Here is a 22,961-nt window from a genome sequence, read left to right as displayed (position 1 = left end):
ACTCGGGGTGGGAGCCGGTACGGCGGGGGTACGCGAACGGCCGGGACCGCACGGAGTGCCCGGCTGCCGGACCGGACACCCGGCGGGCAGCCGTCCCGGGGGGCTCATGTTCCCGAACGGACCACCCGTGGCTGCGTCCCGCTCCCCCCGTGCGAGTGGTTTCGTTCTCCGGAATGGCCTCGGAGACGGTCGGTGGACGGATGATCCGTCCCATGGCCGTGCTGGACGGCCCGGGAAGGACGGTTCGGGACGATGAGCACGACGCGGCGTTCGCTGCTGGGCGCGGCGCTGGGCGCCCCGCTCCTGGGGTGGCTCACCGGGACGGCGGCCGGTGCCGTTGACGGCGGCGCCGACCGCTCCGGAAACCTGGGAACGCTCTCCAACGGCTGGGTCGAGGTGCGCTGGACCCCGGAGGCGCAGGCCCAGCTGGACCGCTTCCACGCGATGGTGGACGTCGTCGCCCCGGCCCGTATGGTGATGGACCGCCACGGCCCGGCCGTCCACCTGCCGATCCGCTCGGCCGTGGGCGACCCGTCCCTCGCGAACCCGCCGAAGGCGCACGGCGACGGGGCACTGGACGGCGGGGTGTCCGTCCGCACCTCCCGGGGCGACTACCGGGTGGTGAACCTGGCCGGCGCGATCAAGGACGGCCTGGGTTCCGGCCGGTGCGAGGTCGGCGGGGCGGAGATGGGGCACCGCTCGGCCTTTCGCTGCGGCCTCACGGAGGGCAAGCTGACCGCCGATCCGGTACCGGCCGGGCACCCGATCAAGGTCCGGCTCACCGGGGTGCCGCTGCGCCCCACCCAGGAGGCGGTGGACGCGTACACCGCGAACTTCGGCACGCACCCCGTGACCGTGGACACGGTGCTGGCGTACGTCACGGCCCAGGGAACGTACACCCCTCCTCCCCCGGCGGCGGCGCAGGAGCAGCACTCGTAGGGGGCTTCCGGGACTGCTGGGACTGCTGGGACCGTTGGGACGGCGCGGACGGCCCCGACGGCTGCGGCTGCGGCTGCCCGGGTTGCTGCGACTGCCGGGACTGGGCGGGCACGCCCCCGCCGAAGCGGCGCTCGCGGGCCGCGTAGGCGCGGACGGCACCGCGCAGCCGGGCCAGGTCGTAGTCGGGCCACGGCGTGGGGTCGAACAGCAGCTCGGCATAGGCGAGTTGCCAGGGCAGGAAGTTGCTGATCCGCTGCTCCCCCGAGGTGCGGATCAGCAGGTCGACGTCCGGGAGGTCCGGAAGGTACAGGTGCCGGGCGAGGTCGGCCGGGCCGATCGCCTCCGGACGGATCCCCCCGGCCACCGCCTCGGCGGCCAGGCCCCGGGCCGCGGCGGCCAGTTCCTCCCGTCCGCCGTAGTCCACGCAGACCGTCAGGGTCAGCGTGCCGTTGTTGGACGTCATGCTCTCCACCAGCGCGATCGCGGAGGCCAGCGACTCGTCCACCCGGTCCCGCCGGCCGCACCACCGGATCCGCACCCCGAGCGCGTGCAGGCCCTCCGCACCGCGGGTGAGGCCGTCGGCCAACGAGTCGAACAGCGCGGTCAGCTCCTCGGGCGGGCGGTCCCAGTTCTCGGTGGAGAACGCGTACAGGCTCAGGTGGCGGATGCCCAGCCGCAGTGCCGCGTTGACCAGGCGCAGGGCGGCCCGCTGCCCCGCCTGGTGGCCGTGCCGGGCGGGCAGTCGGCGGGCCTCGGCCCAGCGGCGGTTGCCGTCCATGATCACGGCGACGTGGGCGGGCGCCCCCTCGGCAGGCGCGGGCCGGGCGCGACGGCAGGGAGTGGCGCCGTCGGAGCTCAGCGGAGTGAGGCCCTCGGACAGGACGCGCGAGCGCGCCAGGGTCACTTCGTCGTACTGCAGCTGGGCGCCGAGCAGCAGGGTGTGCAGGAACGGGCGGCAGCCGGGGGCGGCGAGCCAGGTGACGGGCAGGGCCTGCTCCAACAGCCGGTGCAGCTGCGCCTGCTGACCCTCGACCAGCGTGTCCAGGGCGGCCCGGTGGCGTCCCCCGGGATCGGGTCGGCCGAGGTCGGCGACGGTCAGACCGAGCCGGCGCAGCTCCTCCTGCGGCAGGTAGCAGCGGCCGGCCGCGAGGTCGAGCGGGAGGTCCTCCAGGATGTCGGCCAGCTGGCAGGCCTCCCCCAGCGCGGACAGCGCGTCCGCCGCCCGTGGGACCCGCGCCCCCAGCAGCGGGGCCCACAGCTCGGTGATCGTCCCCGCGACGCCGCGCAGGTGGCGGCGCTGGTCCGCACGGTTCTCGAAGGCCGGTGGGTGGGCCCCGTCGGCCCTGGTGGCGTCCAGGAACTCCTCGACCAGCGCCGGGTCCAGCTCCCACCGGCGCACGGTGTCCACGAAGGCCCGACGCAGCGGGTGCTCGCTGCGGCCGGCCGCCAGCTCGGCCAGGGTCTCGGCCCGCCAGCGGGCGAACCGACGCAGCCGCTCGGCGGGGGCGGCCTGGGCCCGGCCGTTGCGGGCGCCGGCGTCAGGGGCGCCGGCATCAGGGATGTCGGTGTCACGGGCGCCGGCGTCGTCGGCGATCCGGTCGGACCGGGAGGCGAAGCCGTTGACGGCGTGGAAGTACGGCCGCACCTCGGGCGGCAGTGTGTCGCTGATCGCCCGCAGCGAGGCCTGGTGGCCGGCCACCTCCTGCTCGCAGACCCGGTACGACTCCGCCAGCTCCGGCGGGCCGCCCACGGCCGCCGCCCCGTTCCCCGCCATGCCCGTTCCCCGCCCTCCGCCGACACCGTGCGCGGACTGGTCAACGAGGCGGGGGCGGATCGGTGGCGTTTGCGGGCGCCGTCGGCGCCCCGGACCGCCACGGCTGACCGCCACGGCTGACCGCCTCGGCGGGCGGTCCGGCAAGGCGGTCCGGCCGAGGTTCCGCCCGGGCCCGCCGAGGGCCCGCGCCGAATCCGCCCCGGATCCCGTCCGGGCTCAGCCGAGGTCGGCCGGGGACTCCACCACCACGCCGTACAGGTCGCCGATCGTCGCCAGCGCGGCGCGGTGGACCTGGGCGGCCGTCAGCCCGGTGCCGCCCGACTCCAGCGGGCGAGTGGCGCAGGCGGCGGCCACGACGGTCGGGCGGTTGCCGCGCAGGAAGGCGCCGGCCGTGGTGAAGGCGACGCACATGTGGGTCATGAATCCGGCGACGACGACGTCCCGGTGGCCGGCCGCGTCGAGCAGTTCTCCCAGGTCGGTGCCGACGAAGGCGTCCGGGGCCTGCTTGACCACCACCCGCTCGCCCTCGGCCGGGGCCACGCTCGGGTGGATCCGCCCGATCTCGGCCCGGATGTCGTACGGGGTGCCCTCGCCACCGTCGTTGATCACGTGGATCACGGTGGAGCCGGCTTCCCGGGCCCGGGCGAGCAGGTCGGCGCCGGCGTCCAGCGCCTCCTGCCAGCCCGCCAGTTCCATCACGCCGCGCACATAGGTGTTCTGGTAGTCGATCATGATCAGGGTCGAGTCGCCGAGCACGGCGGGCTTCTCGTCGAGGCCGTTGAGGGTGCGCAGGGTCGTGGTGGGCACGGGGTACCGCCTTCACGGTCGGGAGTCGGGGATCTCGCGGGCCACTGCGGGTGCGGCCGGCCCTGAAAACGCTACGGGCGGCGCTCGGGTGTCGGCAATGTCGGCTAACCTGCAGATTCCGACATCGAGCAGGAACGACGAGGAGGGAAGCGGTGCCCGCACCCGCTGCGCAACGGCTGATCGTCATCGTGCTGTTCGAGGGCGTCGACCTGCTCGACGTGACCGGCCCGCCCGAGGTGTTCTCGCTGGTCCGCCGGGAGACCGGCGACGCGACCGGCTACCGGGTCGTCCTCGCCGCCGAGACGGCGGAGCCGGTCACCACCGCGGCGGGCGTGCGCATCCTGCCCGACCTCACCTTCGACGAGGCCGCCCGGAGCCGGATCGACACCCTGCTGGTGCCGGGCTCGGTCGAGGTGGACGACCACCGCCGGGTCCGCGCGCTCGCCGACCCGGCGGTGGTGGACCGGGTCCGCACGCTGGCCGCCCGCTCGCGCCGGGTGGCCAGCGTCTGCGTCGGCGCGCACCTGCTCGCCGCCGCCGGGCTGCTGGACGGGCGGCGTGCCACCACCCACTGGTCCACGGCCGGCCAGCTCGCCGAGGAGCACCCGGAGGTCGAGGTCGATCCGGACCCGATCTTCATCCGCGAGGGCGAGGTCTGGACGGGTGCGGGCATCAGCGCCTGCCTGGACCTGTCGCTCGCGTTGGTCGCCGAGGACTTCGGCGAGGAGCTGGCCCTGCGGGTCGCCCGCCAGCTCGTCATGTACCTCAAACGGCCCAGCGGCCAGAGCCAGTTCAGCGTCCCGCTGGAGCCCGTCTCGACCACCCGGCGGATCGAGGAGCTGCGCCACCACATCCTGCGCAATCTCGCCGGGCCGCTCACCGTCCCGGACCTCGCGGCCCACGCCCACGTCGGCGAACGGCAGTTGACCCGGATCTTCAAGACCGAGCTGGGCACCACCCCGAGCGCCTACGTCGAGTCCGCCCGGGTCGAACTCGCCCGCCACCGCCTGGAGTCCACCGACGCGACGCTCGACCGCATCGCCACCGCCTGCGGCTTCGGCACCGTCGACACCCTGGTGCGCGCCTTCCGCCGCCGCCTCGGCACCACGCCGACCGACTACCGGCAGCGCTTCCGTACGACAGCGACGGCGACAGCGACGGCGACGGCCGTCAGGGCAGCCGGACGGTGAACACGGTGCGGCCGGGCCGGCTCGCCACCGCCACCGTGCCGCCGTGCGCCCCGACCACGGCCCGGACGATCGCCAGGCCGAGCCCGGTCGAGCCGGTGGCGCGGGAGCGGGCCCGGTCACCCCGGACGAAGCGCTCGAAGACCCGGTCGACCAGCTCCGGCGCGATCCCCGGGCCGTCGTCCGTGACGCTCAACTCCACCTGGCCGTCCGGCCGTTCGAGGCAGAGCCGGACCTCGCTGCCGGGCGGGGTGTGGGTCCGGGCGTTGGCCAGCAGATTCGCCACCACCTGGCTCAACCGGTGCTCGTCGCCGCGCACCAGCACCGGCTCCTCGGGCAGGGCGAGCCGCCAGCGGTGGTCCGGCCCGGCGGCGCGGGCGTCGGCCACCGCGTCGAGGGCGATCCGGGTCAGGTCCACCTCCTCCTCGGCCAGCGGGCGGCCGGCGTCCAGCCGGGCGAGCAGCAGCAGGTCCTCGACGATCGCCCCCATCCGCAGCGCCTCGGCGTCGATCCGCTCCAGCGAGTGCCGGACCGGCGCCGGGACCGGCCCGGGGTGGCGCAGCGCCAGCTCGGCGTGGCCGCGGACCGCCGCGACCGGAGTGCGCAGCTCGTGGCTGGCGTCGGCGGCGAAGCCCCGCAACCGCTCCTCCACCGCGTGCCGGCGCGCCAGCGCGTCGCCGACATGCCCGAGCATCCGGTTGAGCGCCGCGCCGACCCGGCCGACCTCGGTGCGCGGGTCGTCGTCCGGCACGCGTTCGGCGAGCATCACCTCGCCGCTGGCGAGCGGCAGCGCGCTGACCCGCTCGGCCGTGCCCACCACCCGCCGCAGCGGGCGCAGCGAGAAACCCACCCAGGCGGCCCCGGCCGCGCCCGCCGCGGTGGCGGCGATCGCGAAGACGGTGAGCTCCAGGATCTCCAGCCGCTCGACGGTGTCCTCGGCCGGGCGCAGCGGCAGGCCGCTGACCAGCACGTCGCCGTCCCGCCCGGCGACCGCGCGGACCCGGTAGTGACCGAGGGCCCGGCCGAGGTCGAGGGTTCGGGCCGGGCCGTCGACGGGCAGGGCGGCCAGCGCGTGCTGCTGCTCGGGGGTGAAGGCGACCCGGTCGTCCTCGTTCCCGGGGTCGTCCACGTCGTCGGCGTCCCCGTCGACCACGCCCGCGGCGGTGACCCGCCCGCCCAGCAGCCGTACGCCGAGGGTGCCGGGGGTCTGGGCCCGGGTGTCGGGGCCTGCGCCGTGGCCGGTGTGCTCCAGGCTCGCGGCGTAGCGGCCGCCGGTCTCGGCGAGCTGCTGGTCCAGGCGGTCCACCAGGAAGTGGCGCAGTGCGGTGGTGGTGGCGAAACCGACGGCGGCACAGGTGGCGACGAGCAGCACCAGCAGGCCGGCGGTCAGCCGGGCGCGCAGGGTTCGGGGCACCAGCCGGGCGACGTGCGACCTCGCGCCGCGGAACCGGCTGCCCCGCGTCATGTCGCGGCCTTGATCAGGTACCCCGCGCCGCGCACCGTGTGGATCATCGGACTGCGGCCCGCGTCCACCTTCTTGCGCAGGTAGCTGATGTACAGCTCCACGATGTGCGCCTGCCCGCCGAAGTCGTACGACCAGACGGCGTCCAGGATCTGCGCCTTGCTGAGCACCTGCCGGGGGTGACGCATCAGGTGGGCGAGCAGCGCGTACTCGGTCGGGCTGAGCTCGACCGTCTCCCCGCCCCGGGTGACCTCGCGGGCCCGGTCGTCCAGCACGAGGTCGCCGAGCACCAGCGCGTGCGGCGGCGGCTGCCCGGCCGCGGCGGCCGGAGCGGCCCGGCGCAGCAGGCCGCGCAGCCGGACCACCACCTCGGCCAGGCTGAACGGTTTGGTCACGTAGTCGTCGCCGCCGGCCGCGATGCCGGCGATCCGTTCCTCGACGGCGTCCCGGGCGGTCAGGAAGAGCACCCGCACCTCGGGCTGCTCGGCGTGGATACGGCGCAGCACCTCCAGGCCGTCGAGGTCGGGCAGCATCACGTCGAGCACCACGGCGTGCGGCCGCCAGGCCGCGGCGGTCTCGACGGCGGCCAGGCCGGTGGTCGCGCCGCGTGCCTGCCAGCCCTCGTAGCGGACGGCTCCGCAGACCACCTCGACCAGGTCCGGCTCGTCGTCGACGACCAGGACCCGCCAGTCCGGGCGGTCGGCGGTCTCGTCCATGGGGGCTCCTCGCGTCGGGTGCTGCGCAGTGGTCATCCTGGCCGGTCCCGATGAGAAACCGGTGAGACCCCGGAGAACGGTTCGTGAGCAGACACGCCCACCCTGACCTGCCCTGATCCCCTCACCGGCGGGCCCCGGGACCGGCCCGGTTCAGAGCCCGCTCAGAGCTTGCGGTGCGATCGTTGGCGGCCTCGGCGGCACTCGCCGCCGGGCTCCGAGGAGGATCCGATGACCACTGCCGCCGCCCCGAAGCCGCGGCCCGGGCCCCGGCGGGCACCCGACCGCCCGGGCCACCGGGCGGCGCCGCGTCCGCCGTTCGCCCTCGACCCGCGCGCGGCGCTCGGCCTGATCGCCGCGGGCGTGCTCGGCGTGCTCGCGCTGTGGTGGACGGGCACCCCGGCCGTGGTCGGCGCGGACGGCTGGCTGACCGGCGCAGGCCGGATCACCGGGCTGCTGGCCGGCGGTGCCGCGCCGGTGCTGCTCCTGCTGATGGCCCGGCTGCCGCCGGTGGAGCGCGGGATCGGTGCCGACCGGCTAGCACGCTGGCACGCCTTCGGCGGGCGCTGGACGGTGGCCCTGGTCACGGTGCACGTGCTGACGGTCGTCCAGGGCTACGCGCTGACCGACGGACGCGGGCCGATCGGTGAGGGCGTCGAGATCGTCTTCCACTACCCCGAGATGCTCAAGGCCACCCTGGGCACCCTTCTGCTGCTCGGCACCGGCGCCGTCTCCGCCCGGATCGCACGCCGCCGTCTCCCGTACGAGGCCTGGTACTACCTGCACCTGGCGACCTACCTCGCGGTGGCGCTGGCCTTCGCCCACCAGCTGGCGACCGGCGCCGACCTGGGCGGCGGCCCCGGCCGGGCGGCCTGGTACGCGCTCTACTTCGGCACCGCGGCGCTGCTCGGCTGGTACCGGCTGCTGCGCCCGTGGCTGCTCGACCGGCGGCACGGCCTGACCGTCACCGAGGTACGGCCGGAGGGCCCCGGGGTGGTGTCACTGTTCCTGCGCGGGCGGCGGCTGGACGAACTCCGCGCCGAGCCCGGCCAATTCTTCCGGCTCCAGTTCCAGGCGCCCGGGCTGCGCTGGGCCGCCAACCCGTACTCACTGTCCGCGCCGCCGCACCCGCACTTCCTGCGCTTCACCGTCAAGGACCTCGGCGGGCACAGCGCCGCGGTGGCCGCCCTGCGCCCGGGAACCCGGGTGCGCGCCGAGGGCCCGTACGGGGCGTTCACCGGGCGGGGGCTGCGGCAGCGCCGGGTGCTGCTGCTCGGCGCCGGGGTGGGGATCACCCCGCTGCGCGCCCTCTTCGAAACCCTGCCGGGCGAGCTGACGCTGATCCAGCGGGCCCGGCGGCCGCAGGACGTGCTGTTCCGGGCGGAGCTGGCCGAGGTCGCCCGGCGGCGCGGCGCGGCGGTGCACGAGTTGCTCGGCCCGCGCGAGCAGGTCGGCGACCTCGGGGCCGCGCTGGCCCGGCTGGTCCCGGACCTCGCCGAGCACGAGGTCTACCTGTGCGGCCCGGACGCCCTGACCGAGGAGGCCGTCCGCGCGCTGCGGGCGGCGGGGGTGCGGCCGGGGCGCATCCACCACGAGAGCTTTTCCTTCTGAAGCCTTTCCTTCCGAAGCTTTTCGTTCTGAGCCCATTCGGCTCGCCCCCGAGCACCCGAGGAGCGTCCATTCCATGCGCCGAGCCGTCGTCACCAGCGCCGCCACCGCGGCCGGGGTGGTCCTGCTGCTGTCCCTCAAACCGCACGAGGCCGCCGGGCCCGCCCCGGTGATCGGCTCGGGGCCGGGCACCGGCACCGGCCAGGGCACCGCCGCCGACTCCGGCACCGGGTCCGAGGGCTCGGCACCGTCGAACGCCCCGGCGCCCTCCGTCTCCGCACCCGCGTCCGCGTCCGCGTCCGCACCCGCCGCGGGCGCCCCCCGGAAGGTCAGCGGGGACACCGTCAACACCCGCTACGGCCCGGTGCAGGTCCAGGTCACCCTGGCCGGCAGCAGGATCACCGCCGTCGACGTGGTCACGTACCCGAGCGCCGAACGGCGCGACCGCGAGATCAACACCTCCGCGCTGCCGGTCCTCAACCAGGAGGCGATAGCCGCGCAGAGCGCCCGGATCGACGTGGTCAGCGGCGCGACGTACACCAGCGACGGCTACGTCCGCTCCCTGCAGAGCGCCCTCGACCGGGCCAAGGGCTGAGGCGCCCGTGCTGCGCCACGCCGAGCCCGTGATGGGCACCGTCTTCTCGGTCACCGTCCGCGACCCCGCCCCCGGGACCCCGGCCGTGCTGGAACGGATCGCGGAGCGGCTGCACCGGATCGACGCGGTGTTCTCGACGTACCGGCCGGACAGCGACATCAGCCGCCTCGACCGGGGCGAACTCGCCCTGGACGACTGCGATCCGGAGGTCCGCACCGTGCTGGCCGCCTGCCGGGAGGTGGCCGCCGAGACCGACGGCTACTTCACCGAGCGACCGGGCGGCCGGCTCGACCCCAGCGGCTGGGTCAAGGGCTGGGCGGTCGAGCAGGCGGCCGACCTGCTGCGCTCCTCCGGCTCCCGGCAGTACTGCGTCAGCGGCGGCGGAGACGTGCAGAGCGCCGGCGGACCGTGGCGGATCGGCATCGCCGACCCCCGGCGACCGGGTCTGCTGGCCGCCGTCCTGGCCGGCCACGACCTGACCGTGGCCACCTCCGGCACCGCCGAGCGCGGCGCGCACATCCTCGACCCGCACACCGGCCGCCCGGCCTGCGCCCTGGCCTCGCTCACCCTGGTCGGCGCCCCGGGCACCGGCATCGCCCGCACCGACGCCTGGGCCACCGCCGCCTTCGCCATGGGCCCGGACCGCGCCCTCGCCTGGGCCGCCCGCCGACCCGGCATCGAGGCCCTGGCCGTGCTGCCGGACGGCTCGAAGCGCTGGACCCCGGGCCTGCCCGGGCACCTCCCGGCGAGCGGGCCGGCGGACTGGCGCACCGCCGTCGGCTGACCGGGCCGGGCCCGGCACACGGGTTCCTCGTGGGCCGCGCCTCCCCGCGCGAAACGGCGCCCGCTCCATGCGGAACTGCGCCCACTCCGCGCGGAACGCCCGTCCCGGGGAGGCGAGTTCCGGCCTACGCCCGCTCCTGCTGCGCCGCCCGCCAGGCCTCCCAGGCCACCAGCGGCGCGAGGTACGACCAGCGCCGCGAACCGTCCGGGCAGGTGCCGCCCTCGATCAGCTCGGAGACCGTCCGGCGGGTGAACGGCACCCAGACGGCCATGTCGTGCTCGAAGGTGCTGTGGCAGGCCTCGCGACGGCGGTCGATCTCGGCCGCGTCCAGCCGGGACCGGACGGTGGCCACCAGCGTGTAGCAGGAGGCCGGCTCGCTCCAGCCCAGCCAGGTGATCACGGTCGGCCCGACGTCGTCCGGCAGCAGCCCCAGCTCCTCCTCCAGCGCCCGCCGGACCAGCCCGTAGAAGTCCTCGGCGGCGCCCGGCTCGTCGCGGTACTTCATCGTCTCGTTGATCCCGACCGTCCACTGCGCCGGGAAGGTGTGGACCGCCAGCGAGCGGCGGAGCAGCAGCAGCCGGCCCAGCCGGTCCCGCACCGCGACGCAGGCGCTGACCATCGTGGGCGGCGCGACGGCCACGAAGCTCGTCAGGCCCTGGTCCAGCGCCTCGCGCAGCAGCCGGGCCGCCTCCGGGTCCTCCCGGCCCATCCCGGTGGTGGCCATGCACTCCGCGTAGTCACTCTCCGCGATGTCCACCTCGCAGACCCGCGCACCACCGTGCTCGCCGTGATCGACCGTCAGCCGCGAGATGTACGCGGTGCGGCCCGCCGCACCGGCCGCCCTCCGGCGCGCCACCTCCTCGGCCCACCCGGCCGCGTCCAGCACGTGCGGGCGCTCGACCCGCCCGCGGTGCGCCGTCACCAGCGTGCTCGGCGCCAGCGGCCGGGTCGCCGACCAGGTGATCAGCGGCGCCAGCCCGTCCGCCCGCACGTCGTGCGCCCGGGCCGCCGCCGTCAGGCTCGCCCGCCGGACCCGCGGCACCGGCACCCGCGAACCGAGCCGTGAGCCGCCGAACTTGGCGAAGTCGTACACCAGATTGGTCACCACCCCGAGCAGCAGGGCCCCACCGATCCCCAGCAGCCACTCCACCCCGGTTCCCCCACTTCCGCGATCGACCCGCCCCATTGTGGAGGTGTCCGGCACGGCGGCGGAAGAGCCGCGCCCCGTGACGGCCTCCGGGCCGGTTCCGGGGCCGGTGTTAGGGTGATCGAACAGTCGGCTCGGACGCTCGGAGGACTGAACCATCGTGCGGGCGCCCAGGATTGCCGCGTCCACGGTCCGGTCGGCCGTCCGGTCGCCCGTCCGCTCCGCCATCCGTTCGGCCACCCGCCGGACGACCCGCGCGGATCTGCGCTCCGCCGCCCGGTCCGCGGTACGCCGCTCCCCCGCCGCCGCCGGCCACCTCCTGCTCTGCCTCGGCACCGGGGCGGTCGCGCTGGTCGGGCTCTGCCTGCTGCTCGTCGTCCTCGCCCTCTGCCCGGTCGGCCCGGGCCTGCCGCTCCTGCCGCCGGCCCTGCGACTGCTGCGCCGGTTCGCCGAGTTCCACCGCCGGCGGGCCGGCCGGTGGCTGGGCGGCAACCGGCCGCGCACCCCGTACCGCGACCGGGTGTCCCTGCGCGACCCGGCCGTCCGCAAGGACCTGGTGTGGCTGCTCGCCCACGCCACCGCCGGGACGGCCCTGTCGGCCGCCGCCCTCACCCTGTGCAGCCACGCCGTCAACTGGCTGACGGCGCCGGTGTGGTGGCGGCTCCTGCCGGACGAGCGCGGGAGCATCATCCTGCTGACCGTCGACTCCTGGCCGGTGGCCGTCGCGGCGGCGGTCGGCGGGGTCGGCTACGCGGTGGTCGCCCTGGCCGTGCTGGCGCCCGCCGCCGACCTGCACGCCCGGGCCTCCCGCCGGCTGCTGGTCGCCCGGCCCCGCCCCTCGCTGGCCCGGCGCGTCCAGGAGCTGACCACCACCCGGTCCGAGGCGCTGGACGCCCATGCCGCCGAACTGCGCCGGATCGAACGGGACCTGCACGACGGCGCCCAGGCCAACCTGGTGGCCGTCTCGCTCCGGCTCGGCATGATCCGCCGCGCGCTGGACCAACGTCCCGAGCAGGCGGCCGCGTTGGTGGACTCCACCCAACTCGTCGCCGAGCAGGCCCTGGAGTCGCTGCGCGCCCTGGTGCGCGGCATCCACCCGCCGCTGCTCGCCGACCGCGGTCTCGCCGAGGCCGTACGGTCACTCGCCGCCCGCTGCGCCGTGCCCACCCGGGTCGAGCCGGACACCGGGGACGGCCGGGGCACCCCCTCCCCGGCCGACCCGCCACCGCGCGCACCGGCCGCCGCCGAGGCCGCGGCCTACTTCGTGGTCTCCGAGGCGCTCGCCAACGTCGCCCGGCACAGCGGAGCCCGCAGCGCCCTGGTCCGGCTGCGGATCACCGCGGTCGCCATCGCCGTCCGGGTCGAGGACGACGGCCGGGGCGGCGCCGTCGAGGGCGCCGGAAGCGGCCTGCCCGGCCTGCGCCGCAGGGTCGCCGCCTTCGACGGCACCACACGCCTGTCCAGCCCGCCCGGGGGCCCGACCATCCTGGAAGTGGAGATCCCGTGCGGATCCTGATCGCCGAGGACAACGCCCTGCTCCGCGAAGGCCTCGTCCTGCTGCTGCACAGCGAGGGACACGAGGTGTGCGCGACCGTCGAGCACGGCGACGACCTGCTGCCCGCCCTGCTCGACCACCGCCCCGACGTCGCCGTGGTCGACGTCCGGCTGCCGCCGGACTTCCGCGACGAGGGACTGCGCGCCGCCGTCGAGGCCCGCCGCCGACTGCCCGCACTGCCCGTCCTGATCCTCTCCCAGTACGTCGAACGCGCCTACGCCGCCGAGCTGCTCGCCCAGAGCGCCACCGGCGTCGGCTACCTGCTCAAGGACCGGGTCGGCCGCGCGGAGGAGTTCCTCCAGGCGCTGCGGCGGGTCGCCGAGGGCGGCACCGCGATGGACCCGGAGGTCATCTCCCAGCTGATGGCCCACCGCACCGGCCCCGACCCGCTGGCCGCCCTCACCGCGCGCGAGCGGGAGGTGCTCGCCCTGATGGCCGAGGGCCACAACAACCCGACCATCGCCCGGCTCCTCTTCCTCGCCGAGAGTTCGGTGAACAAGCACATCGGCAGCATCTTCGGCAAGCTCGGCATGCCCACCCCCGACACCGGACACCGCCGGGTGCGCGCCGTCCTCACCTACCTGCGCGCACTCGCGGACAACTGACCGTCCGCCGTCCCGCGCCCCGTTCGTCGCTCGTCGCTCGTCGCTCGTCGTTCGTCGTTCGTCGCTCGTCGCTCATCGGTCGGAGACCGCCAGCCGCAACTGCTCCTCCTCGACGATCAGCGCCGCCAGCGACTGCTCCGACACGTCCACCGCCTCCGGGGTCGACTCCGCCACCTCGCTGCGCCGCGCGTAGTCGTCGAACAGCCTGCCCTTCACCCGCAGCAGGTCCAGCATCCGCTGGTCGACGCTGTCCACGGCCAGCAGCCGGTGCACCCGTACCCGGCGGACCTGCCCCATCCGGTGCGCCCGGGCCACCGCCTGCTCCTCCAGGGTCGGTCTGACCTGCGGCTCGCAGAGGATCACCACCGAGGCGGCCTGGATGTTGAGCCCCACGCCCCCGGCCTGGATCTGGCAGAGCAGCACCGCGTGCCCGGGCGCGGCGGCGAACCCGTCCACCACGTCCTGCCGCCGCACCGAGTCCAGCGAGCCGTCGACCGGCCCGAACGCCCGCTGCTCCAGGGCCGCCTGCACAGCCGCCAGGACGTCCCGGAAGAACGAGAAGACCACCACCTTCAGCCCGCTGTCCGCCGCCTCGCGGACGATCTCCAGCAGCCGGCGCAGCTTCGCCGACTGCGTCGGGTCCGCGTACCCGGCCCGGCGCATCGCCGGGAAGCTGCCCGCTGCGACGGCCGAGCGGTAGGCGGCGAGGTCGGCGGGCGAGAACTCCTCCCACTCGTCCACGTGCACCACCTCGGGCAGTTCGGTCAGCACGTCCCGCTGGTTGCGGCGCAGGTACGCCGGGGCGACCGCCTTCCGGAAGGCCACCGGCCCGGCGGCCGCCGAATCCTGCCGGACCGACGGCACCAGCCCGGGCCGGAGGTACTCCACCAGACTGCGGAACTCCTCCACCCGGTTCTCCATCGGCGTCCCGGTGAGGAACAGCACCCGCTCCACCCGCTCCGTCCAGGCGGCCACCGCCCGGGAGCGCTGCGCGGCACGGTTCTTGACGAAGTGCGCCTCGTCCACCACGACCATCCCGACCGTGACCGCGTCCGCCACCTCGGCCGCCTCCAGGCGGCGCAGCCCGTCGAAGGTCACCACCGCGACCCCGCCGTCCCGCAGCCACCCGGCGAGCGCCGCCTCGCGCTCCGGGTCGTGTCTTCGGTGATCGCGCCTCCGGCGCCCACCTTCCCACGTTCTCCTGGACCAGCATCAGAAGGCGCCAGTTGGTCAAGGGAAAGTCGTCTCCGGACGACCCTGCCCTGCATGACTACTGGAGTCAGCGCCGAAAGACGCGAACTCCACCGCCTTATGGACAAGATCAGTCTGGTCCTGGCGGCACGTCAGAAGGGTTCCTGCCCGCTCTGCGGTCAGGCCCTCATCGCTGGGGCGGAATACGAACCGGACAGTCCGCGCGAGTGGATTGAGTGGTTCGACGCCATGAAGAAGAGGCTGCACAACCACCACTTCACCTACCGGCGAAACGGCGGATCTGATGAGAGCAAGAACCTTCGCCTCGTCCACTCCGAGTGCCATCGCCAGCACCACGCGAGCGATGGCAGACGGGATCAACAGCAGAGCCTGTGAAGCCATTGGGCTTGCTTGAGCCGCGGTGCCTGGAAACAGGCATGCCCGGTTCTGAGGGGGCCGGGCCACGGCAACGTGGCCCGGCTACCCGACAACTTCCGCGCGGTGGCCACGCGGTACGACAAGCGCGGCTACGTCTTCCTTGGCACCGTCACCACGGCAGCAGTTGTCAGCTGGCTGCGAGCTTGATGCCTTCTCACAACGCGAAGGGGCGGTACTCCAGGGCCCGATCGACCACGTCAGCGGCTGTCGGCTCCGGCCGCTCCATCCGCTGGAGGCACAGCTCCGCGAGGGCCGTCGGCCAGTCGCCGGTCAGCGGCGGGCGCATCCGCGACTCCGCGGCGAGAGCCTCGATATGGGCCGCCGCCTCCTCGGTCGACCAGTCGGAGATCGGGTCGCGCTCCGGCCGTCAGGGTGCCAGCCACGGACTGGGCGGGCCGCCGAGGACCTCTGCGGCGAGCTCCTCGGCGATCAGCGGGGACATCGACCAAGTCCCGCCGGTGGGGCGGCGTGCGGGACGGGTCGCCCCGCCCGCCGCCCCACCGGACGGGGTGGGTCAGGCGTCCACGCCGTAGTACTGCGCGAGGAAGCCGGTCACGTCGGCCGCGTGCGGGAGCAGCTCCGGCAGTTGGGCGGCGAGGGCGGTGCGGGTGGCCTCGGCGAGTTCGGGCAGGCCGGTGGCGGCGCCCTTCACGTACGGGTCGAGGCGGCGGATGAGCTCGTAGTTGCTCTCCACGTCGAGCCGGCGCATGGCCTTCTCCAGGGGCGGCGCGCCGGCCGGCGGGACGGCGGGCAGCACCCGGCTGACGAAGGTGACGCGGTGCAGCACCCGCCAGCACGGGGGCTTGCGGTCGGACTGGCGGGCCTGGCGCAGGGCCGCCGCGTTGGGGTCGTTGCCGTTGGCGAGCCAGGTGGGGTCGACGACCTTGTGGAAGAAGGTGTCGAAGTGCTCGCTGTCCTCGCCGAGGTAGAAGCTGAGGAAGCGGTAGGCGTCGACCTTGCCGGGCACGTTGACGGGTTGGCCGTCCTGGTCGAAGACGGGCTTGCGCTCCTGGTCGTAGCGCTGGAGGTTGCGGGCGGGGTTGACCTCCACGTTCAGTCCGAAGGAGCGGGTGGCCTCCTTGCCGCGGGCGCGGGTGGCGGTCATCCCGCCGCCGACGGAGGCGTCCAGCTGGGCGCCGATGCCGATGCCGGCGATCTGGAAGGACGTGCCGATCGAGGTGCCGACCGAGCCGGACAGCGAGTAGGAGCCGGAGGTCGTCTCGCTGACCACGTCAGTGGTCTCGGTGGTCTCGGCGAAGAACCCGCCGGCGGCGGTCCACACGTAGGTGTTGACCAGGTCCCGGCGGGAGAAGCCCTGACCGGTGGCGCTGTCGGTGGTCCCCCGCTCCTTGGCCGGGGCGGCGTCGGTGCCGATCGCGCCGCCGAGCACCCGCCCGGCCCGTTGGGCGGTGGGGTCGGGGGCGTGGGTCTCGGTGGAGACGGTGTCGTAGTAGCTGTGCAGGCGCTGCTGGTCGCGCTGGATGCGGCGCTTGATCGCGTAGGCCTCGCGGGGCTTGAAGTAGCTGTACTCGCCGCGCTCGCGGGTGCCCTGGTAGTCGGGGTCGGCGACCTTGCCGCGCTCGTCGAATCCGACGGTGCCGTCCAGGGTGCCCTGCTTGGTGTAGCGGGGGTTGATCGGGAACGGGATGACGTTCCAGTCCTTGGGGATGTCGGGGTTGGGCTGGATGCGGTAGGCGACCAGGGCCCCGCTGTGGGCCAGCCGCAGGGCGAAGACGTCGGCGGTCTGGGACTGCACGACGGCGAAGCCGGTGTTGGCCGGGACGTAGCGGCGGCCGGTGGCGGGGTTGAGCGGGCGGCCCGGGTCCTCCCAGTGGCCGGTGAGGGAGACCTTGGTGGTGCGGGCGGTGTTCTCGCCCTGGGAGACGGAGGTCTCCTCCGCCCAGCTGTTGGAGAACTCCAGGTTGCCGCGCACGCTGGCGGAGACGCCGCCCTTGGCGATGGACTTGGCGATGCCGAAGCCGAGCGGGGCGGTGATCATCCAGACGTCGACGTCCACCTCGTTGGACAGGGCGAAGCCGAAGGCGGCGTCGACGCTGCGCTCCTTGGCGGAGGACAGCGAGCGCACCACCTGCTCGGCCTCGGTGAGCTGGACGGAGGAGGCGCCCTCGAAGGTGTCGCTGCCGGGGTCGGTGAGCCCGGCGGTCAGGTTCTCCGAGGGGACCGGCGGGGCGCCTTCCACATAGCCGATGAGCTGCGGGTCGAACTGGATCTGGCTGACCCATTCGCTGACCAGCTCGCCGACCTTGTAGCCGGTGACGAGGTGCCAGCGCCCGTCGCGCAGGTAGCTGTAGGCGCGCTTGAGGACGCCGAACGCCTCGCCGCGGGCGCCGTACTGCATGTCGGCGTACTCGGCCACGGCCGGGGCGGCGGAGACCGTCTCGTGGAAGGGGGTGCGCATCCCGGCCAGCGCCGAGCGGACCTGCGCGGTGTCGGTGGAGACCGGCGCGCTGGACAGGACGGTGCGCGGGCGGGTGGCCTCGGCGCCCAGGCGCAGGTGGTTGCCGCGCAGGCCGTCGTCGCGGACCTGGGCGACGTCCGGCTCGGTGGAGTCCCGGTCGAACGGCCAGTAGGCGACCAGGTCCTCCTTCTCGCCCTTGAGCCGGGTGAACAGGTTGTCGAGCAGCTGCTCGTGGGTGCGGGCGGTGCGCCAGATCCGCACCTCCTCCAGCACGCCGTTCAGCGACTCCGCGGCCTTGCCGCCCTTGATCACCGCGCCCAGGGTCAGCTGGGCGTCGCCGGCGTCGGCGAAGGCCGCGCTGTCGGGGGCGCCGGGGGTGCCCGCCGGGTCGCAGGCCACGGCGACGCCGTTGCGGTAGAGCCGGAAGACGCTGCCGCGCGGGTCGGGGTTGCGGACCCAGCGGGCGCCGCGCAGCCGGGCGGGGTGCGAGCCGGTGGCGTCGGCCGCCGTGCCGCCCGCGTTCTCCTCGAACCGCCAGTGCGCGGTCAGACCCCGGTCGCGGGCGGTGACGGCGGTGCCGAGCCGGGCGGCGTCGCGGGCGGCGCCCCAGATCCGGACCTCGGCGAGCACGCCGGTCAGCCGCTGCACGACGGAGCCGTCGCGGGTCCGGCCCAGTTCCAGCGGCGCGTCGTTGCCGCGCGGGCCGGGGCCCTCGTAGCGGGCCGTGCCGATCTCCCGGCCGTCCAGGTGGAAGCGGATGTCCTGCCATTCGCGGACCGAGACCGACTCGACCAGTTCGACGCTCTGGGTGACCGGCTTGCCGTCGGCCCCGGCCGCGGTGATCTGACGGGTGCCCTTCTGCTCCTGCATCGAGCGACCGCTCTTGCGGACCACCGCGATCCGGTGGAACGTCCCGGCCTTGACGCCCTCGGTGGAGGTGAAGCGCACGGCCCGGCCGTCGGGCTCCTCGAAGGCGAACTCCAGCCGGCCGTCCGGCAGCACCGCCAGCCGGTACGGCACACTGCCGCCCGCGCCGTCGGCGGTGCGGCCCTTGGAGAGCAGGCCCTGGGTCTCGCCGAGCCGGTCGAGGCGGGCGAAGACCTCCAGCGTCAGGTCGTCGGCGATGTCGAGGGCGTCGTCGTCGGCGACCTCCAGGTAGGCCTCGCCGTCCAACCGGACGGCCCAGGACTGCTGGTAGGCGGCGGCGAAGTGGCTCCACTCGCTCAGCGGGAAGGTCTCCCGGCTGACCACCCGGCGATCGCCGACGGTGGCGACGGCCCAGTAGCGGCCGCCCTCGATCGGCGACAGCGCGGACACCGGGCCCGGCCGGCCGCGCAGTTCGGCGTGCCGCTTGTTGGCGGAGCGGTCGGTCAGCACGCGCTGTGCACCGGCGGCCGGGTCCGAGTAGACCCAGTAGCCGAGCAGCCCGGCCTCGCCGCCGGTGAGCCGGCGCTTCATCGCGGCGCGCACGTCGTCGCCGCCGCGCGCGCTGGACCAGAGCCGGACCTCGTCGATCTGGGCGGAGGCGAACCCGGCGGGCAGGAAGGGCACCTGCGCCAGGGAGAACCTGCCCTGGCCCCGGTAGGGGGCGCTCGCGGTGCGGCGGGCGATCTCCTGCCCGTCCCGGTAGATCACCTGCTGGCTGGTGCCGCGCTCGAAGACGCAGGCCCAGTGGTGCCACTGGGTGTCGCCGAAACGCTGGGTGGTGTCCAGGTCATCGCCGTAGAAGGCGAAGGTGAACTTGCCGTTCGAGCGGAAGCCGATGTGCAGGCTCTCACCGGCACGGCCCTGGTCGCCACTGTGCCCGAGGACGAAGTGGTCGCGCTCGTCGACGGCGGTGCGGCGGGCCCAGAACTCGACGGTGAAGTCGCCGTCCCCGAAGCCGAACGCACCGGGCACCACGGCGGCCGCGCTCACCCCGTCGTAGGCCAGCGCCGAGGCGGCGGGGCCGCCGAGCAGCCCCAGGCCGTACGGGCTGTCGCCGGCGTTGGCGTGCACCAGCCGCACCGGGCCCTCGACCCGCTCGGGGTTGACCCAGGCCTCCACGGTGAGGTCGCCGGGGGTGGCGGCCCGCGGCAACTGCTCGGCGGGCAGCGCCAGGAAGCGCCCCTGCCCGTCGAAGGCGTAGGCGCGGCCGGGCATGTCGGCGCGCCAGCGGCCGCCGTGGCCGCGCAGCAGGCCGTCCGCGGTGCCGGACGGGATCTCGGCGAGGCCGCCGGGGTCGACGGTGACCAGCCGGGAACCGGCCGAGAGCGCCACACCGGGCTCGGAGGCGGTGGCCCAGCGCTGGTCGTAGCGCACCCGCTGCACGCTCATGCCCGGCTTCAGCACCGTCGGGTCCGCTCCCGCGCCCAGCTTCAGCGACTTGCTGCCGGCGGGGTGGTCGCCCTCGAAGCGGAAGCCGTGGCCGCCGACGGTGACGAAACCGGGGCCGGCGAGCCGGGCGAGGGTGCCCTCGGTGAACTCCACCACGCCGCCGTCGATCCGCAGCACGGTGCCGATCGGCACCGGCTGCTCGGCCGCACCGTTGACCACGGCGGCGAAGTCCTCGGCCCGGCCTGGCAGGTGGGACCACTGCTCGCTCTGCCCGTCCCGGCGGATGGTCAGCTTGACCTGGGCCGGGTTGTCCCCGGCCTCGACGGTGATCTCCACCGCCGCCAGGTCGGTGGCGGCGTCACGGGCGGTGAAGACGGCCGCCTTGCCGCCGGACGTCAGCCGCCGGGAGGAGCGCAGCACCTGGGTGTCGTAGTAGCCGGCGAAGAACTGGCCGTTGGCGCCCCGGAAGTAGAGCACCAGGCTGCCGGTGGCGCTGTCCAGCAGGAACGGCCGGTCGGCGCCCCGGGCGAAGGCGAGCAGCGCGCCGGAGCTGCCCAGCCCGGTGCGGTCCACCGAGAGCTGGGGCACGGGCAGCGCGATGTCGTCCGAGCCGCGCACCCCGCCGGTGAGCCGGCCCAGCTCCTCGCGCTTGGCGGCCAGCAGGGCCTGCCGGGCCGGCAGGTCGCGGCGGTAGCGGGCGAGCGCGTCCTGCTTGGTGGAGAGCGTCAGCAGCTGGTTGTCGATGTCCAGGATCTGCTGGTTCCGCTGGGCGGCGCTCGCGCCCGGCTTGCCGGAGGCGCCGTCCTTCTCCAGGACGACGATGCCCTCACCGGAGGCGTTGACCGTCCCGTAGTCGAACTGCACGATGCGGTCGCCCTGGCTGTCCCGGGCGCAGACCACCTTGCCGCTGCGGCGGACCACCAAGCCGTAGCCGTTCCAGCTGTCCAGCGCGAAGTGGGTGGCGTCGTTGTCGGCCTCGCGGCGGTACTGGATCAGCGGGGTGTCATTGTCGGTCTTCCCGCCGGAGAGGTTCATGTCCAGGCCGGAGCCGACGTTGCGCAGGAAATAGCAGGCGATGCCGTTGAGGCTGGTGCCGGTGGGCTCGAAGGTCCACAGCGCGGTGGCGGCCGCCCGGTTGGCGGTGCGCACCAGCGGGGCCGCCGCGTCCTTGCGGTCGCCCTCCACCGCGAGGTACTGGTCCCGGCCGTCCTTGGGCAGCTTGAACCGCAGCCGGTAGCGCCAGGCGGTGACGTCGTCCTCCTGGCCGGCCCGCAGTTCGGCGCGCCGGCGCTCCAGCTCGGGGATTCCGGCGGTCTCCTGCTGGAGGCGGGCGATCTCCGCCTCGGAGTCGGTCACGTCCCGGGCCAGCCGGGCCACCTCGGCGTCCAGTGCGCCGACCGCGTCCACGGTGCCGCTGGACTCGGGGGCGGCGAGCACCGGCAGGGCCAGCCGGTCCGGGACCTCGGCCAGCCGGCCGTCCCCTCCGACGCCCAGGTCGAGGGTCGCGACGTAGGCGTCGTCGGTGGCCTTGCCGCTCACCGGGTCGGGCCCGCCGGTGGCACAGGCGAGCAGCACCCGGGCCTGGCGCTTGACGGGCTTGGCCGCGCCGTCGTACCCGGCCGGTGCGGCCTCCTGCTGGTGGTGCAGGACGGCCGAGAGGCCGGAGACGACCTTGCGCCCGGTGAACGCGAAACTGTCGCGGCGCACCCCCGGGTTGTCGCCGATCGGCGCCTCGGAGGTGATCCAGGCCGGCCCGCCGCGCAGGACGGCGTTGCGGGCGTTGTCCGTCTGGTCGTACAGCGTGTCGCCGGATCCCTCGTCGAAGCGGTAGTAGACGGCCAGCCCGGGCTCGTTGCCGACCAGACGGCGGCCGCGGTCGGCGGCGATCTCCTCGCCGCTGCGGGGGCGGCTCCAGATCCGGACCTCGTCCAGTTCGGCGCGGCCGAACGAACCGAGGGCGCGCCCCAGGGTCAGCGGGCCGAGTCCGCCGTACGGCATGTCGGTGGTGCGGCGGCCGAGTTCGACACCGTCGCGGTAGACGATCTGCTCACGGGTGGCGCGGACGAAGACACAGGCCCAGTGGTGCCAGTCGGTGTCGGTGGTGCGCTGGCCGATGTTCAGGTCGTCGGCGTAGAAGGCGAAGGCGAAGGTGTCGTCCGAGCGGAAGCCGATGTGCAGGCTGCGCAGCCGGGCGCCGGCCGCCGCGCCGTGCCCGATCAGGAAGTCCTCCCGGCCGCCGGTCGCGGTGCGCCGGGCCCAGAACTCCACCGTGAAGTCCTGATCGGCGAGTTGGAGGGCGTTGGCGGGCAGCTCGGCCACGTCGTCGACACCGTCGAAGCGCAGCGCCGTCTCGGCGTGGCCGCTCTCGCTCACCGCCGGGACCAGCGGTCGGCCGGTGAACGGGCAGGTGCCGGGGGCGGCTTCGTAGACGGCCTCGCGGTAGCGCTCGTCGGGACTGGTCCAGGCCTGCGAGCCCTGGGTGTTGAACAGGCCGTCGCGGCTGCGCTCGACGCTGAAGCCGTCGATCCGGGCGGTGGCGTCGTTGTGCGCGAAGATCTGCCAGCGCTCCCGGCCGTGCACGGCGGTGGGCACCAGCAGGGCGGTGAACCGGCCGCGGGAGAGGTTGCGGACGAAATCCAGCTCCTGGGTCGGCTCGATGAACGCCCGGCCCTCCATGTCCCGGGTGCCGAGGCTGTCCTTCGCGGAGTCCGGGCGGCCCTTGTGCCGGCTGCGCCGGTAGCGGACCTCCAGCACCGGCTTCAACTCACCGCCGACCAGCACGAACCGGTCGCAGAGCAGGGTGGCGTCGACCACCGCGACCTTGCCCGCGCCGCCCCGGCTGAGGTAGTCGGTGCGCGCCGCGTCGCCCGAGGAGCCGGTGCCGTCGGCGAGCCGGAAGACCGCGTCCGCGTCGTCGGCCCGGACCGACTGCCGCAGCACGTACACATGGGTGCCGTCGGAGACCACCTGGAAGGGCGCGGCCGCGCCGAGCCGGGCCGTACTGGACAGGAACGGGTCCAACTCGTCCTCGCCGAGCCGTTCCGCCGGATCCGCCTCGACCCGCCCGCCGCGCTTCACCGCGGGCATCCGCACCGCGCCGGCCACCGCGTAACCCACCCGGGCCAGCTCGGCCGGGAAGCGCAGCGGCAGCGGGTTCTCCGACCAGTACGCCGCGTCCGCCTCCCCGCGCGCCTCGTCGTGCTGCGACAGGTCCAGGACCGTGTAGACGATGCGCCGCTGGTCGTCCATCGCGAACGCGACCGTGCTGCCCTGGTGCCGCACGGTCGTGGTGTGCACGTAGGCGCGGTCGCTGTAGACCTTCACCAGGTGCTGAATCTCCGTCAAACCTGCCACCTCGTAGGCGGGTGCCTGCCGGAAACCGACGAGCACGATCGACACGAAACGTGTCCACGCTTTCACT

The 22,961-nt window shown here is 74.8% G+C and carries 15 protein-coding genes and 2 pseudogenes; 9 read left to right on the top strand and 8 right to left on the bottom strand.

The features are described from left to right. Window positions 1-252: 252 nt before the first annotated feature. A complete protein-coding gene (locus ACWGKU_RS01400) occupies window positions 253-939 on the top strand; it encodes a hypothetical protein (protein ID WP_401043539.1) in 687 nt (228 codons plus the stop codon). On the opposite strand, the gene uppS is transcribed toward ACWGKU_RS01400, so the two are convergent. Continuing rightward, entirely contained in the window at window positions 878-2,713 is a 1,836-nt protein-coding gene (uppS, locus tag ACWGKU_RS01395; protein ID WP_452179285.1) for a polyprenyl diphosphate synthase, read from the bottom strand. The genes ACWGKU_RS01400 and uppS overlap by 62 nt on opposite strands. Window positions 2,714-2,929: 216 nt before the next feature. After that, window positions 2,930-3,520 carry a cysteine hydrolase family protein gene (locus tag ACWGKU_RS01390; RefSeq protein WP_452179286.1) on the bottom strand — a complete coding sequence of 197 codons (591 nt, stop codon included), beginning with the start codon at window positions 3,518-3,520 and terminating at the stop codon, window positions 2,930-2,932. A gap of 152 nt (window positions 3,521-3,672) precedes the next feature. Here ACWGKU_RS01390 and ACWGKU_RS01385 point away from each other — a divergent pair, with 152 nt between their 5' ends. Continuing rightward, the gene (locus ACWGKU_RS01385; RefSeq protein WP_452179287.1) at window positions 3,673-4,710 is read left to right on the top strand and encodes a GlxA family transcriptional regulator; all 1,038 of its coding nucleotides are present in this window, start codon (window positions 3,673-3,675) and stop codon (window positions 4,708-4,710) included. Here the strand turns inward: ACWGKU_RS01385 and ACWGKU_RS01380 are convergent. Continuing rightward, window positions 4,691-6,172 (bottom strand): sensor histidine kinase, encoded by a 1,482-nt coding sequence (locus tag ACWGKU_RS01380; protein ID WP_452179288.1) that lies wholly within the window; start codon window positions 6,170-6,172, stop codon window positions 4,691-4,693. The two genes, ACWGKU_RS01385 and ACWGKU_RS01380, sit on opposite strands and share 20 nt — an antisense overlap. Beyond that, window positions 6,169-6,885, bottom strand: coding sequence for a response regulator transcription factor (locus tag ACWGKU_RS01375; RefSeq protein WP_401043526.1), 717 nt, complete (start codon window positions 6,883-6,885; stop codon window positions 6,169-6,171). The genes ACWGKU_RS01380 and ACWGKU_RS01375 overlap by 4 nt, the downstream gene beginning before the upstream one ends. Before the next feature lie 228 nt (window positions 6,886-7,113). Between ACWGKU_RS01375 and ACWGKU_RS01370 the strand changes: the two genes are divergently transcribed. The 3 genes from ACWGKU_RS01370 (at window position 7,114) to ACWGKU_RS01360 (ending at window position 9,869) form a co-directional block, all read left to right on the top strand. Continuing rightward, entirely contained in the window at window positions 7,114-8,493 is a 1,380-nt protein-coding gene (locus ACWGKU_RS01370) for a ferredoxin reductase family protein (protein ID WP_452179289.1), read from the top strand. A 73-nt stretch (window positions 8,494-8,566) separates the two neighbouring features. Further along, complete coding sequence (locus ACWGKU_RS01365) at window positions 8,567-9,085, top strand: FMN-binding protein (protein WP_452179290.1); 519 nt, start codon at window positions 8,567-8,569, stop codon at window positions 9,083-9,085. 31 nt (window positions 9,086-9,116) lie between these two features. Further along, window positions 9,117-9,869 carry an FAD:protein FMN transferase gene (locus ACWGKU_RS01360; RefSeq protein WP_452179300.1) on the top strand — a complete coding sequence of 251 codons (753 nt, stop codon included), beginning with the start codon at window positions 9,117-9,119 and terminating at the stop codon, window positions 9,867-9,869. 124 nt (window positions 9,870-9,993) lie between these two features. On the opposite strand, the gene ACWGKU_RS01355 is transcribed toward ACWGKU_RS01360, so the two are convergent. Continuing rightward, on the bottom strand, window positions 9,994-11,019 hold the full coding sequence (locus tag ACWGKU_RS01355; protein WP_401053864.1) for a hypothetical protein: 1,026 nt from the start codon (window positions 11,017-11,019) through the stop codon (window positions 9,994-9,996). A 157-nt stretch (window positions 11,020-11,176) separates the two neighbouring features. Between ACWGKU_RS01355 and ACWGKU_RS01350 the strand changes: the two genes are divergently transcribed. Then, window positions 11,177-12,532: a sensor domain-containing protein gene (locus ACWGKU_RS01350; protein ID WP_452179291.1), complete on the top strand. Its 1,356-nt coding sequence runs from the start codon at window positions 11,177-11,179 to the stop codon at window positions 12,530-12,532. Then, window positions 12,520-13,176 carry a response regulator transcription factor gene (locus ACWGKU_RS01345; RefSeq protein ID WP_387736360.1) on the top strand — a complete coding sequence of 219 codons (657 nt, stop codon included), beginning with the start codon at window positions 12,520-12,522 and terminating at the stop codon, window positions 13,174-13,176. Before ACWGKU_RS01350 ends, ACWGKU_RS01345 begins: the two co-directional genes overlap by 13 nt. A 72-nt stretch (window positions 13,177-13,248) precedes the next feature. On the opposite strand, the pseudogene ACWGKU_RS01340 reads toward ACWGKU_RS01345, so the two are convergent. Further along, window positions 13,249-14,334 (bottom strand): annotated as a pseudogene (locus ACWGKU_RS01340) (DEAD/DEAH box helicase); the annotation flags it as partial. Between the two features lie 108 nt (window positions 14,335-14,442). Between ACWGKU_RS01340 and ACWGKU_RS01335 the strand changes: the two are divergent. After that, complete coding sequence (locus tag ACWGKU_RS01335; protein WP_452179292.1) at window positions 14,443-14,763, top strand: HNH endonuclease; 321 nt, start codon at window positions 14,443-14,445, stop codon at window positions 14,761-14,763. Window positions 14,764-14,856: 93 nt separating this feature from the next. Further along, window positions 14,857-14,952: pseudogene (locus ACWGKU_RS01330) on the top strand (IS5/IS1182 family transposase); the annotation flags it as partial. Between the two features lie 7 nt (window positions 14,953-14,959). Here the strand turns inward: ACWGKU_RS01330 and ACWGKU_RS01325 are convergent. Both ACWGKU_RS01325 and ACWGKU_RS01320 read right to left on the bottom strand, forming a co-directional pair. Beyond that, the gene (locus tag ACWGKU_RS01325) at window positions 14,960-15,091 is read right to left on the bottom strand and encodes a hypothetical protein (protein WP_401055114.1); all 132 of its coding nucleotides are present in this window, start codon (window positions 15,089-15,091) and stop codon (window positions 14,960-14,962) included. 228 nt (window positions 15,092-15,319) lie between these two features. Beyond that, window positions 15,320-22,885 carry a LamG-like jellyroll fold domain-containing protein gene (locus ACWGKU_RS01320; RefSeq protein ID WP_452179293.1) on the bottom strand — a complete coding sequence of 2,522 codons (7,566 nt, stop codon included), beginning with the start codon at window positions 22,883-22,885 and terminating at the stop codon, window positions 15,320-15,322. Window positions 22,886-22,961: the final 76 nt, after the last annotated feature.

It is taken from the genome of Kitasatospora sp. NPDC054768, assembly GCF_053612025.1.
The sequence above is the reverse complement of the archived record's forward strand: the minus strand, read 5'-3'. Positions and strand labels throughout refer to the sequence as shown.